This window comes from Streptomyces sp. NPDC048191, assembly GCF_040652655.1.
GTDB lineage: Bacteria > Actinomycetota > Actinomycetes > Streptomycetales > Streptomycetaceae > Streptomyces.
Map to the genome: position 1 here is coordinate 331,834 of NZ_JBEZMO010000001.1, position 17,160 is coordinate 348,993.

Annotated in this window: 15 protein-coding genes and 1 tRNA gene; 8 read left to right on the forward strand and 8 right to left on the reverse strand. The window is 72.4% G+C overall.

What is annotated here, in order from left to right:
- Nucleotides 1-5: 5 nt before the first annotated feature.
- Nucleotides 6-1,022: a phosphotransferase gene (locus tag AB0D93_RS01505; protein ID WP_362111026.1), complete on the reverse strand. Its 1,017-nt coding sequence runs from the start codon at nt 1,020-1,022 to the stop codon at nt 6-8.
- Nucleotides 1,023-1,604: 582 nt separating this feature from the next.
- On the opposite strand from AB0D93_RS01505, the gene pdhA reads away from it, so the two are divergent.
- Genes pdhA through AB0D93_RS01520 form a run of 3 tightly spaced genes read left to right on the forward strand, consistent with a single transcriptional unit; the run spans nt 1,605 to nt 5,182 of the window.
- A complete protein-coding gene (gene pdhA / locus AB0D93_RS01510) occupies nt 1,605-2,792 on the forward strand; it encodes a pyruvate dehydrogenase (acetyl-transferring) E1 component subunit alpha (protein ID WP_362111029.1) in 1,188 nt (395 codons plus the stop codon).
- A gap of 1 nt (nt 2,793) precedes the next feature.
- On the forward strand, nt 2,794-3,771 hold the full coding sequence (locus AB0D93_RS01515; protein WP_362111032.1) for an alpha-ketoacid dehydrogenase subunit beta: 978 nt from the start codon (nt 2,794-2,796) through the stop codon (nt 3,769-3,771).
- Nucleotides 3,772-3,781: 10 nt separating this feature from the next.
- A complete protein-coding gene (locus tag AB0D93_RS01520; RefSeq protein ID WP_362111035.1) occupies nt 3,782-5,182 on the forward strand; it encodes a dihydrolipoamide acetyltransferase family protein in 1,401 nt (466 codons plus the stop codon).
- Nucleotides 5,183-5,315: 133 nt separating this feature from the next.
- On the opposite strand, the gene AB0D93_RS01525 is transcribed toward AB0D93_RS01520, so the two are convergent.
- Together AB0D93_RS01525 and AB0D93_RS01530 are read right to left on the reverse strand one after the other, a co-directional pair.
- A complete protein-coding gene (locus AB0D93_RS01525) occupies nt 5,316-7,643 on the reverse strand; it encodes a hypothetical protein (protein WP_362111038.1) in 2,328 nt (775 codons plus the stop codon).
- Nucleotides 7,644-7,645: 2 nt separating this feature from the next.
- Nucleotides 7,646-7,717: transfer RNA gene (locus AB0D93_RS01530), tRNA-Gly, on the reverse strand.
- 232 nt (nt 7,718-7,949) lie between these two features.
- Between AB0D93_RS01530 and murJ the strand changes: the two genes are divergently transcribed.
- The 3 genes from murJ to AB0D93_RS01545 all read left to right on the forward strand — a co-directional run bounded on the left by murJ (nt 7,950) and on the right by AB0D93_RS01545 (nt 11,483).
- Nucleotides 7,950-9,524 (forward strand): murein biosynthesis integral membrane protein MurJ, encoded by a 1,575-nt coding sequence (gene murJ / locus AB0D93_RS01535; RefSeq protein WP_362111835.1) that lies wholly within the window; start codon nt 7,950-7,952, stop codon nt 9,522-9,524.
- A 139-nt stretch (nt 9,525-9,663) separates the two neighbouring features.
- Nucleotides 9,664-10,527, forward strand: coding sequence for a hypothetical protein (locus AB0D93_RS01540; protein WP_362111041.1), 864 nt, complete (start codon nt 9,664-9,666; stop codon nt 10,525-10,527).
- A gap of 65 nt (nt 10,528-10,592) precedes the next feature.
- Nucleotides 10,593-11,483, forward strand: coding sequence for an alpha/beta hydrolase (locus AB0D93_RS01545; RefSeq protein WP_362111044.1), 891 nt, complete (start codon nt 10,593-10,595; stop codon nt 11,481-11,483).
- On the opposite strand, the gene AB0D93_RS01550 is transcribed toward AB0D93_RS01545, so the two are convergent.
- The 5 genes from AB0D93_RS01550 to AB0D93_RS01570 all read right to left on the reverse strand — a co-directional run bounded on the left by AB0D93_RS01550 (nt 11,480) and on the right by AB0D93_RS01570 (nt 14,841).
- Nucleotides 11,480-11,935: a hypothetical protein gene (locus AB0D93_RS01550; protein ID WP_362111047.1), complete on the reverse strand. Its 456-nt coding sequence runs from the start codon at nt 11,933-11,935 to the stop codon at nt 11,480-11,482. The genes AB0D93_RS01545 and AB0D93_RS01550 overlap by 4 nt on opposite strands.
- A complete protein-coding gene (locus AB0D93_RS01555; RefSeq protein ID WP_362111050.1) occupies nt 11,932-12,483 on the reverse strand; it encodes an RNA polymerase sigma factor in 552 nt (183 codons plus the stop codon). The genes AB0D93_RS01550 and AB0D93_RS01555 overlap by 4 nt, the downstream gene beginning before the upstream one ends.
- A gap of 7 nt (nt 12,484-12,490) precedes the next feature.
- Nucleotides 12,491-13,471 carry a DUF1648 domain-containing protein gene (locus AB0D93_RS01560; RefSeq protein ID WP_362111053.1) on the reverse strand — a complete coding sequence of 327 codons (981 nt, stop codon included), beginning with the start codon at nt 13,469-13,471 and terminating at the stop codon, nt 12,491-12,493.
- Nucleotides 13,472-13,476: 5 nt separating this feature from the next.
- Nucleotides 13,477-13,827 carry a GntR family transcriptional regulator gene (locus AB0D93_RS01565; protein ID WP_362111056.1) on the reverse strand — a complete coding sequence of 117 codons (351 nt, stop codon included), beginning with the start codon at nt 13,825-13,827 and terminating at the stop codon, nt 13,477-13,479.
- Nucleotides 13,828-13,926: 99 nt separating this feature from the next.
- Nucleotides 13,927-14,841: a D-alanyl-D-alanine carboxypeptidase gene (locus tag AB0D93_RS01570; protein WP_362111059.1), complete on the reverse strand. Its 915-nt coding sequence runs from the start codon at nt 14,839-14,841 to the stop codon at nt 13,927-13,929.
- A 188-nt stretch (nt 14,842-15,029) separates the two neighbouring features.
- Between AB0D93_RS01570 and AB0D93_RS01575 the strand changes: the two genes are divergently transcribed.
- Nucleotides 15,030-15,704, forward strand: a complete 675-nt coding sequence (locus tag AB0D93_RS01575; RefSeq protein WP_362111062.1) for a GntR family transcriptional regulator — start codon at nt 15,030-15,032, stop codon at nt 15,702-15,704.
- Nucleotides 15,701-17,011 (forward strand): MFS transporter, encoded by a 1,311-nt coding sequence (locus AB0D93_RS01580; RefSeq protein ID WP_362111066.1) that lies wholly within the window; start codon nt 15,701-15,703, stop codon nt 17,009-17,011. Before AB0D93_RS01575 ends, AB0D93_RS01580 begins: the two co-directional genes overlap by 4 nt.
- Nucleotides 17,012-17,160: the final 149 nt, after the last annotated feature.

Genomic DNA, 17,160 nt, shown 5'->3' on the forward strand with positions numbered 1-17,160 from the left:
CGCGCTCACCGCACGAACGCGTCGCACACCGCGTCGTACTCGCGGGTCCACCACACCGCGAGCGCGGACGCGGCCGGAAACTGGCAGTCCGCGCGCGTGTCACCGCGTTCGTAGTGCCAGCGCAGCATCCAGAAGTCGTTCAGCCGCTCCCACCACACCCGGTGCACGGCCGCCGCCAGCTCCGAAGGCGTGGCCCCGGCCGCGCGCCGGTACGCGCGCGCGTAGGCGCGCACCTTCGGCAGGTCCAGGGCGCCCGCGGGCCGTACGAAGAAGATCGCGGCGGCGCGTACGGCCTCCTCGGCGCGCGGCTGCACGCCGAGCCGGTCCCAGTCGACGATGGCCGCCGGCGCGTCGTCCTTGTAGAGGACGTTGAAGGGGTGGAAGTCGCCGTGCACCCAGCCCACCGAGCCACCGCGCGGGGGACGCCGGTCCGCGTGCTGCTCCAGGAGGGCACGGCGTTCCAGCAGCCGGTGCCGGGCCAGCTCGTCGAAGGCGTCGGCGGGACGGTGCCGGCGCACCTGGGCGAGCAGGTCGTCGATGAGGGCGAAGGTGTCGGCGGGGTCGGCGCTCACCACCGGGTGGGGGCTCGTGGCGGGACGCGTGCGCCCCTTGGGCGGCATGACGCGCTCCAGGCAGGCGTGCACGGCGCCCAGGAGTGCCCCCAGGCGTGCGCTCTCCGCCCGCGTGAGCTGGCCGCCGTGGCGGTGCCTGCCGTCGATCCAGGGGTGCAGGGCGTAGGCGTGCCCGCCGACGACGGCGACCGTACGGCCCTCGCGGTGCGCGAGCGGTACGGCGACGGGGACGCCGAGGTCGGCCAGGCGCTGCGTGGCGCGGTGCCGGCGCTCGATGGCGGCCGGGTCGGCGGTGTCGGGGTCGAAGTGGTGCTTGAGGAAGTAGCGGCCGCGGGTGGTGCACAGCCGGTAGCCGCGGTTGAGCAGGCCCTGGTCGACCGGTTCACAGGTGAGTGCGGTACCGGCCGCGTAGAGGCGCAGCAGGGTGCCCAGAGGGGGCGCGTGGGGCACGGGGGGTGGTACACATGAGCGCGGCACGCCGCAGATGTTAGGGCACGAAAAGACGCTGTGAGCTGGGGCTTGTCACAGGCAGTCGTCGCTGGTCGCTTTCGGTCACAGGGTGGACCAGGACGCTCGTCGAACAGGTCAGGCCCGCGCCGCGCCCTGAGGCGGAACGGACCGCCGCGCCGCCGCGGCCACGCCGAGAACGCGCCGCCGAACTCCACCGGCGACTCGTGATCTCTTCGGCGGATATCTACGCCTTCGTACCCGAGGCGGGTGTCACAAAGAAAGTCTTCCCGTCACCTGGGTCAGCGGGATAACGTGCGGTTGCTCCGGCCGTTCGCAAGGCTGTGACCAGCACGCTTCCACACCTCCTCGATTTACTTGGAAATCCAAGCAAAAACGCAGGTCAGGTGGGGTTTCACAGAAATGTGGAGCACTGGGTAACGTGATGGTTGCAGGGCGCTCGCCGGGGCACCTGTCACGCCTGTTCCCGGCCGAGTGGCACCCACCCCGTGCCCGGTGGTCGAAACAGGTGAGCCGCACTGGCCTACCGGCAACCCCGGGGGCCGGAACGACGGAGGAGCACACGTGACCGTGGACAGCAGTGCCGCGCGCAAGCCGCGACGCAGCGCCGCAGACAAGGCCGGCACCACCGGCGCCAAGCGCACCACCCGCGCCGCCGCGAAGAGCACCGAACCGGAGCTCGTCCAGCTGCTGACGCCCGAGGGCAAGCGGGTCAAGAACGCCGAGTACGACGCCTACGTCGCCGGCATCACCCCCGAAGACCTGCGCGGCCTGTACCGCGACATGGTGCTCACCCGTCGCTTCGACGCCGAGGCCATCGCCCTGCAGCGCCAGGGCGAGCTGGGCCTGTGGCCGTCGCTGCTCGGTCAGGAGGCCGCCCAGATCGGCTCCGGCCGGGCCACCCGCGAGGACGACTACGTCTTCCCGACCTACCGCGAGCACGGCGTCGCGTGGTGCCGTGACGTCGACCCGACCAAGCTGCTCGGCATGTTCCGCGGCGTGAACAACGGCGGCTGGGACCCCAACAGCAACAACTTCCACCTGTACACGATCGTCATCGGCTCCCAGACCCTGCACGCCACCGGCTACGCGATGGGCATCGCCAAGGACGGCGCGGACAGCGCGGTGATCGCCTACTTCGGCGACGGCGCGAGCAGCCAGGGCGACGTCGCCGAATCGTTCACCTTCTCCGCCGTCTACAACGCCCCCGTCGTGTTCTTCTGCCAGAACAACCAGTGGGCGATCTCCGAGCCCACCGAGAGGCAGACCCGCGTGCCGCTCTACCAGCGCGCCCAGGGCTTCGGCTTCCCCGGCGTGCGCGTGGACGGCAACGACGTGCTGGCCTGCCTCGCCGTCACCAGGTGGGCGCTGGAGCGCGCCCGCGCCGGCGAGGGCCCCACCCTGGTCGAGGCGTTCACCTACCGCATGGGCGCCCACACCACCTCCGACGACCCCACCCGCTACCGCGGCGACGAGGAGCGGGCCGCCTGGGAGGCGAAGGACCCGATCCTGCGCCTTCGCCGGTACCTGGAGGCCTCAAACCACGCGGACGAGGGATTCTTCGAGGAACTCGAGACCGAGTCCGAGGCGTTCGGTAAACGAGTGCGCGAAGCGGTCCGCGCCATGCCCGAACCGGACCACTTCGCCATCTTCGAGAACGTGTACGCGGACGGGCACGCGCTCGTCGACGAGGAGCGAGCGCAGTTCGCCGCCTACCAGGCGTCGTTCGCGGGCGCAGAAGGGGGTCACTGAGATGGCCGAGAAGATGGCGATGGCCAAGGCCATCAACGAGTCGCTGCGCCGCGCCCTGGACACGGACCCCAAGGTCCTGGTCATGGGTGAGGACGTCGGCAAGCTCGGCGGTGTGTTCCGCGTGACGGACGGTCTGCAGAAGGACTTCGGCGAGAGCCGCGTCATCGACACCCCGCTGGCCGAGTCCGGCATCGTCGGCACCGCGATCGGCCTGGCCCTGCGCGGCTACCGTCCGGTGGTGGAGATCCAGTTCGACGGCTTCGTCTTCCCGGCCTACGACCAGATCGTCACCCAGCTCGCGAAGATGCACGCGCGCTCGCTGGGCAAGGTCAAGATGCCGGTCGTCATCCGCATCCCCTACGGCGGCGGCATCGGCGCGGTCGAGCACCACTCCGAGTCCCCCGAGGCCCTCTTCGCGCACGTGGCGGGCCTGAAGATCGTGTCGCCGTCGAACGCGTCGGACGCGTACTGGATGATGCAGCAGGCCATCCAGAGCGACGACCCGGTGATCTACTTCGAGCCGAAGCGCCGCTACTGGGACAAGGGCGAGGTGGATGCCGAGGCGATCCCCGCCCCGCTGCACAAGGCCCAGGTCGTCCGCGAGGGCACCGACCTGACCCTGGCGGCCTACGGCCCCATGGTGAAGCTGTGCCAGGAGGTCGCCGCCGCGGCCGCCGAGGAGGGCAAGAGCCTGGAGGTCCTGGACCTGCGCTCGGTGTCCCCGCTGGACTTCGACGCCATCCAGGCATCCGTCGAGAAGACCCGCCACCTGGTCGTGGTCCACGAGGCGCCGGTGTTCTTCGGCTCCGGCGCGGAGATCGCCGCCCGGATCACCGAGCGCTGCTTCTACCACCTGGAGGCACCGGTGCTCCGGGTCGGCGGCTACCACGCCCCCTACCCCCCGGCCCGCCTGGAGGAGGAGTACCTGCCGGACCTGGACCGCGTGCTCGACGCCGTCGACCGCTCGCTGGCGTACTGAGGAGAGGGTCGTGACGACGATGACGGAAGCGTCCGTACGCGAGTTCAAGATGCCGGACGTCGGTGAGGGACTCACCGAGGCCGAGATCCTCAAGTGGTACGTCCAGCCGGGTGACACGGTCACCGACGGTCAGGTGGTGTGCGAGGTCGAGACCGCCAAGGCGGCCGTCGAACTGCCCATCCCCTACGACGGCGTGGTCCGCTCCCTGCACTTCCCCGAGGGCACCACGGTGGACGTGGGCACGGCCATCATCGCGGTGGACGTGGCGGGCGGAGCGGCACCCGCAGAGGCACCGGCGGAGCAGCCGGAGGCAGCTCCCGAGGAGCCGGAGCCCGAGGCCGAGCCGGAGGGCCGCCAGCCGGTGCTGGTCGGCTACGGCGTGTCGACGTCCTCCACCAAGCGCCGTCCCCGCAAGGGCCCGGAGGTGAGTGTCCCCGCGCCGGCCCAGGCCATCCAGACGGAGCTGAACGGCCACGGCCACGCCGCGCTCGCCGAGAGGCCCCGCCCGCTGGCCAAGCCGCCGGTGCGCAAGCTGGCCAAGGACCTCGGCGTCGACCTGGCCATGGTGACCCCGTCCGGCCCGGACGGCATCATCACGCGCGAGGACGTCCACGCGGCGGCCACACCCACGTCCACCGCGCCGACGGCCGCCCCGACCGCCGCTCCCGCGGCGCCCGTGGCCCCGGCGCCGGTCGCGTCGTACGACGGCGCGCGCGAGACGCGCGTCCCGGTCAAGGGTGTCCGCAAGGCGACGGCGGCGGCGATGGTCGGTTCGGCGTTCACCGCGCCGCATGTCACGGAGTTCGTGACGGTCGACGTGACCCGCACGATGAAGCTGGTCGAGGAGCTCAAGCAGGACAAGGAGATGCAGGGGCTGCGGGTCAACCCGCTGCTGCTGATCGCCAAGGCCCTGCTGGTCGCGATCAAGCGGAACCCGGAGATCAACGCGTCCTGGGACGAGGCCAACCAGGAGATCGTGGTCAAGCACTACGTCAACCTGGGCATCGCGGCGGCCACCCCGCGCGGGCTGATCGTGCCGAACATCAAGGACGCGCACGACAGAACGCTCCCGCAGCTGGCCGAGGCGCTCGGCGAGCTGGTCTCGACGGCCCGCGAGGGCAAGACCTCCCCGGCGGCGATGCAGGGCGGCACGGTGACGATCACCAACGTCGGCGTCTTCGGCGTCGACACCGGCACGCCGATCCTCAACCCCGGTGAGTCGGCGATCCTCGCCGTCGGCGCGATCAAGCTCCAGCCGTGGGTGCACAAGGGCAAGGTCAAGCCGCGTCAGGTCACCACGCTGGCACTGAGCTTCGACCACCGCCTGGTCGACGGCGAGCTGGGCTCGAAGGTGCTGGCGGACGTGGCGGCGGTCCTGGAGCAGCCGAAGCGGCTGATCACCTGGGCGTGAGGGCTCCGGGTGGACAGCCCCGGATGCCGGAGGGGGCGGCCGTGCACTCGACGTGCGACCGCCTCCCACACCTTCCGCGGCACCACCCGCACTTCGCCGGCGACGGCGGCCGGTACCCCACTCGAGCCACCGGTCATCGGCGTCCGTTCGGTGCCGGATCCGGGCGGAACCAGTGGCCGCCGGTACTCCAGCCCAGCAGACGGCGGCCCACGCCGGCGTCGGCCGGTGCGCCGGCCATGACCTGGCGGAGCCCGGTGAGAGCGGGAGCGAGCCGGCCGGCCACGTGCCAGGGGTGGCGGGCGGTGTCCTCGGTCAGGCGGTCGAGGACGCCCCACTGCTCCTGCGGCGCGCACAGCGACAGGTAGAAGACCATCTGGCGCCAGGCGTAGGCGACATCCTTGATGGTGCCGAGCGGTCGCGGGTTGTGGTGCACCCGCCCGGTCAGCCGGCACACGGTGCCGAAGCAGCGCAGGGCCGCCTCGTCCCAGCCGGTGCCGGGCTCGATACCGACCCGGTGGACGAGGGTGGCCAGGTTGTGGGTGGTGAGGATCTGCGCCTGCTCGATCACCGTGCCGTTCCCCGCGACCCAGGAGCCGGAGGAGGTCCGCGTGCCCGGCGCCAACTCGGCGGCGCGCCGCGTGCACAGCGTGGCGAACCCGGGCGACGTACGCGCACCACCGGACCGGAGCACGGCGTCCCCCGCCTCGATGACCGCGAGGTTGCGCACCGCCTGGTAGTCGATGACGTAGTAACGCTCGTAGAGGGAACCGCCGCCGAGGAGTTCGGCCGCCACCCGCGCGGCCGTCAGGAACTTCGGGGTGAACGTGCCCATGAAGATGTCCGCCGCGAGTTCCTCGACGAAGGGCGCCCCCAGCTCGGCCTGCCGGGCCAGGACGGACAGCTCGCGGATCAGCGGGTTGGGCAGGATCGTGCCGGGGAAAGCCCGCACCGCGAGCCCGCCCAGCTCACGCAGCGCGGCGCCCGCCACCTCCCCGGCCCCCGCGTCCGCACGGTGGGCGGCGACGGCTCGCACCCACGGCAGTTCCTCCACCCGCACCTGCCGCTGGAGGTTGAACAGCAGCAGGGAGCGGCGGTTGCGGAACGCGCGGTAGTTCGCGGCGGCCAGCGCGCGCAGGGCCGGTTCGCGGTGCGCCGCGGCGGTGGTGGCGGCGACGAGCTGCGGGACCAGCTCGGCCAGGACCTCCGCCGAGGGGACGACCCCGCGCTCCACGAGCGTGCCGACGGGTGCGCTGAGCGCCGCCTCGACGGGCCGGCGTACGGCGGGCGGTATGACCGCGCCCGCGGGCACCCCCGTCGCGCCGGCCTCCTCGGCGCTCACCGGCGCGACGACCGGCGCGACGTCACTCACCCCGCCGTCCCGCGGCAGGCCGGACAGCCGCCCCAGCACGACGTGGGCCAGTGCGTGGTGCGAGGGCAGCGCGGCCTGGACGGCCTGCTCCCGGCGCAGTGCGGTGTGCTCCGCGGAGCCGGGCCGGCCACGCCGCCGGACCATGGAGGCGACGGCGTGCCGCAGCAGCCCGAGCCGCCGGGGTTCCAGTTCGCCACCGGCGACGGTCTCCTCCAGCGCCCCGCGCAGGATGCCCAGGTTCTCCTTGGGCTTGCGGTGCTTGGTGCACCGGGTGTGGCGGCGGGCCAGCTCGCGGTAGCGGCGCAGCAGCTCGGCCGAGCGGGCGTGCCAGTCGCCTTCGGCGGGCTCGGGGACCCGGACATACCCCTCCTCGTCGGTCACCTCCAGCCAGTGCAGCAGCAGTTCGTCACCGAAGGGCTGCCAGACGGCCAGGGACTCACGCTGGGTCTCGACGGCCGTGCTGGGGCGCCGGCCCGCGAGCGCCGCGGAGGCTTCGGCGACGGTGGACCGGTGTACGGCATCGGGCCGGGGCGCGGGCCGCTCGGCCGGCCGCGGGCTGAACCGCAGCCGGTCCGCGAACGGCGCCAGCTCCTCGACCAGGTCCAGCGCGGCGTCCGGCTCCTCGGCCCGGACCAGCCAGGCCACGGTGAGCAGGGCGGCCTCCTCAGGAACGGTCACCTCGTAACGACCGCTGTCGAGCAGTGCGCAGAGGTGGGCGAGCCCGTCCTCGGACAGGAAGTGACCGAACAGCGCCCGCCGGTCCTCGGGCACACCGGCCCGGCGCGCGGCGGCGACCTCGAAGTCGAGCAGGGGACCGCCGGCGCTCGGCTCGCCGGTGGCGAAGCCGCCCCGCACGACCTCCGGCGTGACCCACGCGGGCAGTCCGGCGACGGGCGTGCGGGAACCGATCGTCAGCAGGCCGTTCGCCATCCCGTTCAGGACCGCGCGCCACCTGCGGCCGCGTTCCTCGCCGCGTCGGCGGGTCTCCGGGTCCGGGTGTGCGACGGCCGTACGGAACGCCGCGGCCAGCTGACCGGCCGCGTATCCGGGGTTCGCCTGGGCGAGGTGCTGCTGCTCAGCGTCGTCGTTCATAGCCGACGTGGCGGGTTCCGCCCCCGCGCCCTCCGGGTTGGAAGCCCGGTGCTCTGCTGCTGAGCTACACGTCGATGGGCCGAAGGTAGGCGGCGGTGAGGCGTGCGTTCGGACAAACGGGTTTTCGGGTCGGTCGGCCGACAGGGCAGCGCAGCGCGTCTTCGTCGACTCCGCCGTCCCGGCCGCCCTGTTCGAGCCTGATCCCAACTGCCGTAGATTGACCGCATGGTGACGGGGGAGAAGACCACAACGGCCCGGCACGCGAAGCCCAGAGCCGAAGCGGGTGTCGGACGGGCCTCCGTCCTCATGGCCGGCGGCACCGTCGTCTCGCGGGCCAGTGGGCTGGTCCGGCAGGTGCTGCAGGGGGCCGCGCTCGGTACGGGGCTGCTCGCGACCACGTACAACACGGCCAATACCGTGCCGACCAGCCTGTACACCCTGCTGATCGGCGGCGCGCTGAACGCCGTACTGGTGCCGCAGCTGGTGCGGGCCCGGGCCACCCACGCCGACGGCGGGCGGGCGTACGAGCAGCGGCTCGTGACCCTCGTCGTCGCCGTACTGGCCGTCGGGACCGTGCTCGCCGTGTGGGCGGCACCGGAGATCGTGAGCCTGTACATCCGGGACACGCCCAAGGAGCACGACGCGTTCCGGCTGACCGTCGTCTTCGCCCGGTTCCTGCTGCCGCAGATCTTCTTCTACGGGCTGTTCGCCATCCTCGGCCAGGTACTCAACGCCCGGGAGACGTTCGGCGCGATGATGTGGACGCCGGTGCTCAACAACGTCGTTCTCGTGGCGATGTTCGGTGTCTATCTCGGGATGATGACCGTCCCGCACTCCGTCGCCGACATCACCGGCACCGAGGTCCGCTGGCTCGGTGCCGGTACGACCCTCGGGATCGCCGTGCAGGCCCTCGCGCTCATCCCTTTCGCGCGCGCCGCCGGCTTCCGGTTCCGGCCGCGGTTCGACTGGCGCGGATCGGGGCTCGGCTCCGGGATCCACGCGGCGAAGTGGACGCTGCTGTTCGTGCTGACCAACCTGGTCGCCCTCACCGTCGTCACCAACTACGCCAACGCCGCCGACACGGAGCTTCCGAAGGCGGGCGTCGGCTACACCGCCTACAGCTACGCGCAGACCATCTGGATGCTGCCCCAGTCCATCGTCACCGTCTCGCTGGTGACGGCACTGCTGCCGCGCATGAGCAGGGCGGCGGCCGAGGGGAGGACCGGCGATCTGCGCGCCGATCTGTCCCGGGCCCTGCGGGTCAGCGGGGTCGTCGTCGTCCCGGCCGCCTTCCTCTTCACCGCGCTCGGACCGGACATCGCCGTCCTCCTCTTCGCCCACGGCGCGGCCGACCCCACCACCGCCCAGCCGCTCGGCCACATGCTCCAGGCCTTCGGCCTCGGACTGATCCCCTTCTCGGCGCAGTACCTGCTGCTGCGCGGCTTCTACGCCTTCGAGGACACCCGTACGCCGTTCTTCATGGCCGTGTGGATCGGTATCGTCAACATCGCGCTGGCCAGCGCCTGTCATGTCCTGCTGCCCGCGCGGTGGGCGGTCACCGGCATGGCGGGGGCCTACACCCTCTCCTACCTGGCCGGCCTCGCCCTCACCGCCCGCCTGCTGGCCCGCCGCACCGGCGGCCGCCTCGACGACGGCACCCTGCGCGGCACCTACGTCAGGCTGCTGTGCGCCGGGGCCGGAGGCGCCGTGGCGGGCTGGGCGGCGGCGCGGGGCTGTGCCGGGGTCCTGGGAGGCGGTACGGCGGGGGCGGTCCTGACGACCACCGCCGGCACGCTCGCGCTCGCCTTCGTCTATCTGGTGCTGGCCAAGGCACTCAAGGTCGGCGAGCTGCGGCGGGTACGGATTCCGGGGCTCGGCTGACGCCTGCTCGCGCTCCCGTACGGCGTCTTGTCGTCCGGCCGCTCCGCGGCGGACCCTGACGCCGTATCAGGGGGAGGTCGGGGTCGAGTGGGGGAGGTCACGGATGGTGAGGGAGTGGCCACGGCGGCACGCTGGTGTCATGACGAAATCCGCCGCCCTTCGCCCCGGTGTCTCCGCGTCCGTCCGTCCTGTCTCCGCCGCCCGTCACGCCTCCGTCCGCGCTGCCCTCGCCCGTCGTGCCGCCGTCCTCGGGGGCGCCGCCGCAGTCCTCGCCGGTGCGGCGGCGGTGTGCGCGCCGGGAGTCGCGTACGCGTCGTCGGGCGGCCCCGCACCATCCGCGACCACTCCGTCCGCGACCGACTTCAGCGACTGCCCGCCCCTTCCCGACGGTGTCGACCCGGCCCGGTGGAGATGCGAAGTGCACACCGCCGCCCCGCGGTTGACGATCGGAAAGGTCGGGGTGGACCTCGCCCCGATCACCATGACGCACGCCGAGGGTCCGATGCCGGACGGCGGCAACGGCCAGGTGTGGGGCGCGATGCACAGTTCCGCCACGGCCATACCGGGAGGCCTGACCGGCACCTCCGCAGGTGATCGCGCGGCCGTCCTGGGGCTGGCGATACAGCCCGAGTACGGGGGGCGGTCCGACTTCTACACCGGGCAGTTCAGCCTCCGCTTCCGGCTCGTCGGCCCGTTGGTGCCGCACGGCTGCACCATCGGCGCGACGGCACCCGTCGACTTCCGGCTGAAGCGCTCCGGCCCGTCGAAGTGGGTCTCCCAGGATCCCCCGGTGATCGAGTTCTCGGCGTACGACGACACCTTCACCGCCCCGGCCGCCGAACACTGCGGGCCCCTCACCGGCCCCCTCAACCGACGGCTCGGTCTGCCGGCGACCGAAGGGAACCTGCTGTCGTACGACGCTTCGTACACGTTCAAGACCTACGACCAGCTCCCTGCCTGGCGCAACGGCAAGGAGCGCAAGGGAGGGAACCTTTCGCGCTGACGCCGACTCCTGACCCGGCGACGCGGGCCCGACGGGGGACCGCACCGGCCCGAGAGGGGTCAGGCATGGCACCGCACACCGATCGTCCACTGCCCGAGGACGCGCGCGCCGAGCACCGAATGCTGGGCGTCCGGGGTACCCGGCTGCATCTGGCCGAGTACCCCGGCACCGGGACTCCGCTGCTGATGCTGCACGGGTTCCCGCAGCACTGGTACGCGTGGCACAAGGTCGCCGGACAGCTGGCCGGCGGTCACCGGCTGCTCTGCCCCGACCTGCGCGGCTTCGGCTGGTCGGAGGTCACGCGGCGGGGCTACGACATGGAGGCCCTGGCGGACGACGCCCTCGCGCTGCTCGACGCGCTCGGGCTGGAGCGGGTCGGACTGGTGGGGCACGACTGGGGCGCTCATCTCGGGTTCCGGCTCTGTCTGCGCGCGCCGGAGCGGTTCACCGGGTACCTCGCGCTCAATATGACCCACCCTTGGCCCCGGCACCGCGCCGTCGTGCCCAACCTGTGGCGGCTGTGGTTCACCGCGTTCGTCGAGTACCCGGTACTGGGGCGGGCCGTGCTGCGGCACTGGCCCGGCTTCACCCGGTTCCTGCTGCGGCACCAGGTCGCGGGCCGGCCGGCCGTGTGGACGGAGGCGGAGCTCGCCGAGTACGCCGCCGCCACTTCGGCGAGCGCCACCGCCGTCCAGTCCCTGTTCTGGCAGTACGTCCTGCACGACATCCCCGCGTTGGTCCGGGGCACCTGGCGGCACCGGCGGCTGACCGTGCCGACGCTGCTGCTCGGCGGGGAGCGGGACACCGTCGTCGTACCGTCGATGCTGGCGGGCGCCGAGCCGTACGCCGACGAGCTGCGCGTGCGGCTGGTGCCGGAGTCCGGGCACTATCTGCCGCAGGAGCGGCCGGAGGCGGTGGCGGACGCGGTCCGGGAACTGTTCACCGAGGACGCCTAGCGCAGCGACGCCCGCTCGGCGACCCGGCCGACGAACGCCCGTCCGCGCCGTTCGCCGAGCAGGCGGCCGTAGAGCCACTGGGCGGGGAGCAGCGCGGTGGGGCGGGTGGCCCCGAGGACGGCGAAGCGGGTGCCGTCGGCCTCCGGGGTCGCCGCCATGCCGCCGACGATCAGCCGGGACTGCATCAGGCACCAGCCCGGGGAGAGCCGCACCTGGAAGGACTCGGTCACACCCGAACGGCCCACCGCCAGCGCCGGTTTGCGGCCCGCGTCCCCGGGTGGCACACGGAACTCGCGCAGGAACGACACCAGATGGGGCAGCTCCGCCTGCAGATCCGAGGCAACCGCCCACACCCGGTCGTACGGCAGCGGCAGATGCTCCTCGGCGTACAGACCGGCGCGCAGCCCCGCGGCCAGCACCCGCAGCCGCAGCACCGGGTCGGGGGAACTCATCGTGACCACGCCTTCCGGAAGGAGGAACGAGCCCGGCTCAGCCGGGACTTGACGGTGCCCCGGGGTACGCCCAGCAGGCCGGCGACGGTGGCCTCGTCCAGGCCCTCCAGCTCGCGCAGCACCAGGACCGCGCGGTGCCGGACCGGCAGCCGGGCCAGTGCGTCCCGCACGTCGGCCGGCAGCTCCCCGTCGGCGCCGGCGCGCAGGTCGCCGAGCCGGGCCAGGTCGGCGGGGTCGGCCGGTTCCTCGGCGGAGCTGCGGCGGGCGACCCGTACCGCCTCGCGCACGGTGGCCGTGCGCACCCAGCCGTAGAAGGCCCGTGGATCACGGAGGGTGGGAAGGCCCTTGAAGACGGCCAGCAGCGACTCCTGTACGGCGTCGGCCGCATCGTGCGGGGCGATCGGGCGGCAGAGCCGGGTCACGTACGGCGTGACCAGCGTCAGCAGTTCGTCCATGGCCAGGGCGTCCCCGTCCTGCGCGGCCCGGACGCGTGCGGCGGCCGTGTCCCACGGCGCCGCCCGGCCGTCGTGCTCCCCCTGGACGTCCATGGCCGGCTCAGCCCCGCCGTCGCAGCGCGTTCAGCAGGGCCGCGCCCCGTTCGGCGTCGTCCAGGCTGACCGCGAAGTCGGTACGGCGACCCCGCGGCCGTATGACCAGACAGTCGCCGGCGCGGAGCATGACCGTGGTGCCGAGGCCGCTGAGACGGTAGCCCCAGCCGCCGACCTGGGACGGCAGCCGGCGCTCGGCGCGGGCGGACTCGATGGCGGTCGGGGACCAGTGGCGGGCCGGCCAGCCGAGCGGGCCGAACGAGACCTCCAGGCCCGCCTCCGACACTTTCGCCTGGACCGAGGAGAAGAAGGCGCCGGCGAGGGAGGCGACGCCGCAGCCCGCGCACACCGGCCACAGCGCGGCGGGACGCGCCAGGCCGACGGCCAGGGCCACCAGGGCGCCTGCGGCGGCGAGGCCGGTCAGCGCGGCCAGCAGTTGCAGCCAGGGATTGGCCGCGCGGGAGAACCACACCAGCCGCTCGCCCTCGGGCAGCCTCAGCTCGGGGCCGGCGGGGGCGGGCGTGGAGGTGGACCGGGTGCTCGACCGCCAGGCCACCACGCCGGCGACCACCGCCGACGCCAGGATCAGCACGATGCCCAGGGCCGGCTCGCGGGCCGCGTGCCAGTCGGCACGGTCGAGGTTCGCTCGGACGACGGAGGCCTGTGCGCCGACGAACACCACCGCGGTGGGCGCCAGCGCGATGGCCCGCCAAGGCCGTACGGCCGGCCAGGAACGGCGCCATCGCACGCTCACCGAAAGGGCGATCAGCAGCCAGACACCGGCCGGGAACAGGGAGGCGGCCCACAGCGGCATCGAGCCGTCGGGGACACTGCCCCCGCTCCAGTGGGTCGCGAGCCGGTCGGGCAGCCGGCTCCGCGCGGCCCAGGGCAGGCCGGCGAGCAGGGCGGCGACGGCGGTCGTGCCGGCTGCCAGTCCCCAGTGCGCGGCGCGGCTCCGGCCGGGTTTCCGTTCGTCCCCGTCCGTCATGTCCGTCATGGTGTCGTCCCCCGGATCAGCTCGATGAGGTCGGTGAGGCTGTAGCCGAGCCGGGAAGCCTCCGCGATCAGCTCACGCACCTTGATCTGCAGTCCGGACCGCTGGGCCGCCCCCTCGGCGACGGTGATCCCGCGGCCCCGGCGGAACTCCAGCAGGCCCTCGTCCCGCAGTTCGCGCAGGCCGCGCAGGACGGTGTTGACGTTGATGTCCAGGGCCGCGGAGAGATCGCGGGCCGAGGGCAGCCGGTCGCCGGCGCGGCACTCGCCCTCGGCGACGGCCCGCCGGATCGCCGCCGCGACCTGCTCGTGCAGGGGGCGGGTGTCGGCCTTGTCCAGACGTAGCAGCATGGTGCCAATGAGACTAGCACCATCAGCTTCATTACGGGTCCGGGTACGGCAACGGGCCCGCCGCTTGTCGCGACGGGCCCGTGTGTGCCTGGTGCTACGTCACTTGGCGAAGCCGTAGTTGAGCAGCTTCTTCGCGTCCGCCTCACGGTTCGGGATGGAGGTGGAGGCGAGGACGGTGCCGATGACGGTCTTGCCGTTGCGGGTGGCGGCGAAGACCAGGCAGTAGCCGGCCTCCGGGCCGGAGCCCGTCTTCACGCCGATGGTGCCGCTGTAGCTGCTGAGCAGACCGTTGGTGTTGGTCCACGTCTGCATGGTGCGGGTGCTGCCGGTCTTGGTGATCGTCTTCGCGGTGTACGCCTTCGTCTTGACGATCGAGCGGAACGTGGAGTTCTTCATCGCGCTGCTGGCGATTTTCGTCAGGTCGCGCGGCGTCGAGTAGTTGTTGCCGTTGCCGATGCCGTCGAAGGAGTCGAAGTGCGTGTTCGTGAGCTTGAGGCTCTTGGCGGCGGCGTTCATCTTGCCGATGAAGTTGCTCACGCGCGCGGCGCGGGTGGAGCCCGAGCCGTAGGTGTCGGCGAGCGCGTAGGCGGCGTCGCAGCCGGACGGCAGCATCAGGCCGTACAGCAGCTGACGGACGGTTACCTTGTCGCCGACGATCAGGTGCGCCTGGGAGGCGTTGTTCTGGACGACGTAGTCGCTGTACGCCTTCTGGATCGTCACCTTCTTGTCGAGGTTGAGGTTCGACTGAGCGAGCACGACCTTGGCGGTCATGATCTTGGTGGTGGAGCCCGTGGAGCGCTTGGTGTCCGCTGCCTTGGTGTACAGCGTCGAGCCGCTCGCGTCGTTCATCACGTAGCCGCCCTTGGCGATGATCGAGGGCGCGGTGACGGCCTGAGCGGGCGCCGCGGTGAGGGCACCGGTCGTGAGCAGCGCGCCGGAGGTGACGGCGACGGCGGCGGCTCTGCGGATGCGCGTGCTGCGGACGCTGCGGGTGCCCTTAATGCCGGTAATCAAAGTGATGTACCCCGATAGTCGTGAATGCCCCTGAAGTGCGGCCGAGTTGAATGGCAAGAGCAGGGGGCCGCACGTGTGAGACACGTAAGTAGCACAGAAGGTTGTGCGGCTGCTGCGAGCGATCTGCGTCACGTCCGGATGCTGGACGGCGCTGCCGCTTGGGTACGTGTTGTATCTATCCTGTGGGCATGGAGACGGCCCTACAGCAACCAGCCCGCCGGCACGACAAGCCGCCGCCCGCCGCGGACCGCGTGTACGCCCACGTCAAGCAGGGGGTGCTGGACCGTCGCTACGAGGGCGGCACGCTGCTCACCGAGGGCGAGCTGGCCGAGGCGGTGGGGGTCTCTCGCACGCCCGTGCGGGAGGCTCTGCTGCGGCTGGAGGTCGAGGGCCTGATCCGGCTCTATCCGAAGAAGGGCGCGCTGGTCCTGCCGGTGTCCGCGCAGGAGATCGCCGACGTGGTGGAGACCCGTCAGCTGGTCGAGGAGCACGCCGCCCGCAAGGCCGTACCCGCCCCGCCCGGTCTGCTCCAGCGGCTGGCCGAGCTGCTGGAACTGCAGAAGACCCAGGCCGCCGCCGGTGACCTGGCCGCGGCCGCGGTGACCGACCGCTGCTTCCACGCCGAGATCGTGCGCAGCGGTGGCAACGAGATCCTGTCCCGGCTCTACGACCAGCTGCGCGACCGGCAGCTGCGGATGGGCGTCGCCGTCATGCACTCGCACCCCGACCGGATCGCCAAGACGCTCGCCGAGCACGAGGAGATTCTGGGCGCGCTGCGCGCCGGGGACGCGGAGGCGGCCGTCGAGGTCGTGCACCGGCACGTGAGCTGGTTCGAGCACCTCGCCCGAGGTGAGGTCCGATGAGCGGCTCGGGGAGCAATGTCACTCTTCCGGGTGATCCACCGGGTGGCCGGCGCGCCGTACGGGTGTGGTCCATAGGCGTCGCCGTCTACTTCGTCGCCGTCATCTTCCGTACGTCGCTCGGTGTCGCGGGGCTGGACGCCGCGGACCGCTTCCACGTCAACGCCTCCGCGCTGTCGACGTTCTCCATCCTCCAGCTGCTGGTCTACGCCGGCATGCAGATACCCGTCGGCCTGCTGGTCGACCGGCTCGGCACCAAGAAGGTGCTGAGCATCGGCGCCGTGCTGTTCACCGCCGGGCAGCTCGGCTTCGCCTTCTCCCCCTCCTACGGCACCGCCGTCGCCTCCCGCGCCCTGCTGGGCTGCGGGGACGCGATGACGTTCATCAGTGTGCTGCGGCTCGGCACCCGCTGGTTCCCGGCCCGGCGCGGGCCGCTGGTCGCCCAGCTCGCGGGGCTGGTCGGCATGGCGGGCAACCTGGTCTCCACCCTGGTGATCGCGCGGCTGCTGCACGGCATCGGCTGGACCCCGGCGTTCGCCGGCAGCGCGCTCGCCGGTGCCGTCGTCCTCGTGCTGACCCTGCTGTTCCTGAAGGACCACCCCGAGGGGTACGAGCCCGAGCCCGTCGCGCACCAGGGCTCGGCGTACGTCCGCAGGCAGATCGCGGCGGCCTGGCGGGAGCCCGGCACACGCCTCGGGATGTGGGTGCACTTCACCACGCAGTTCCCGGCCATGGTGTTCCTGCTGCTGTGGGGCCTGCCGTTCCTGGTCCAGGCGCAGGGGCTCAGCCGGGCCACGGCCGGTGAACTGCTCACTCTGGTCGTGCTGTCCAACATGGTGATCGGGCTGGTCTACGGTCAGATCGTCGCCCGGCACCATGCGGCGCGACTTCCGTTGGCGCTCGGCACGGTGGGGGCGACGGCGCTGACGTGGGCGGCGACGGTGCTGTATCCGGGTGTGCGTGCGCCGATGTGGCTGCTGGTGGTGTTGTGCGCGGTGCTGGGGGCGTGTGGGCCGGCTTCGATGATCGGCTTCGACTTCGCCCGGCCGGCCAACCCGCCCGAGCGACAGGGGACGGCCTCCGGTATCACCAACATGGGTGGTTTCGTCGCCTCGATGACGACGTTGTTCGCGGTCGGGGTGCTGCTGGACGCCACCGGAGACGACTACAGCGTGGCGTTGTCGTCGGTGTTCGTGCTGCAGGCGCTCGGGGTGTCGCAGATCCTGCGGCTTCGCGGGCGGGCGGCTCGGCGTGAGCGTGAGCGGCTGGTGGCGAGCCGGGTGGAGACGGTGCACGTGCCGGCGGCCTAGCGGCGCTCACCCACCCGTGCACCTCCGTCTTCCCCATGCCGGCAGGTGAGGTCGCGAGGGGCCGCCGCCACGGCTTCGGCCCCGGCCGGGGCCGCCGTGAAGGTGCGCCGAGCCCCGCCCGGCCCCACCCCGATCGCCACCTGAGCGTT

Bases quoted from the DNA above. Each gene is read 5' to 3' on its own strand.
- AB0D93_RS01515 (WP_362111032.1), top strand. From the start codon at position 2,794: ATGGCCGAGAAGATGGCGATGGCCAAGGCCATCAACGAGTCGCTGCGC.
- AB0D93_RS01555 (WP_362111050.1), bottom strand. From the start codon at position 12,483: ATGGACGTCCAGGGGGAGCACGACGGCCGGGCGGCGCCGTGGGACACG.
- murJ (WP_362111835.1), top strand. From the start codon at position 7,950: ATGGCCGGCGGCACCGTCGTCTCGCGGGCCAGTGGGCTGGTCCGGCAG.
- AB0D93_RS01580 (WP_362111066.1), top strand. From the start codon at position 15,701: ATGAGCGGCTCGGGGAGCAATGTCACTCTTCCGGGTGATCCACCGGGT.
- AB0D93_RS01525 (WP_362111038.1), bottom strand. From the start codon at position 7,643: ATGAACGACGACGCTGAGCAGCAGCACCTCGCCCAGGCGAACCCCGGA.
- AB0D93_RS01550 (WP_362111047.1), bottom strand. From the start codon at position 11,935: ATGAGTTCCCCCGACCCGGTGCTGCGGCTGCGGGTGCTGGCCGCGGGG.
- AB0D93_RS01545 (WP_362111044.1), top strand. From the start codon at position 10,593: ATGGCACCGCACACCGATCGTCCACTGCCCGAGGACGCGCGCGCCGAG.
- AB0D93_RS01575 (WP_362111062.1), top strand. From the start codon at position 15,030: ATGGAGACGGCCCTACAGCAACCAGCCCGCCGGCACGACAAGCCGCCG.
- AB0D93_RS01540 (WP_362111041.1), top strand. From the start codon at position 9,664: ATGACGAAATCCGCCGCCCTTCGCCCCGGTGTCTCCGCGTCCGTCCGT.
- AB0D93_RS01565 (WP_362111056.1), bottom strand. From the start codon at position 13,827: ATGCTGCTACGTCTGGACAAGGCCGACACCCGCCCCCTGCACGAGCAG.
- AB0D93_RS01560 (WP_362111053.1), bottom strand. From the start codon at position 13,471: ATGACGGACGGGGACGAACGGAAACCCGGCCGGAGCCGCGCCGCGCAC.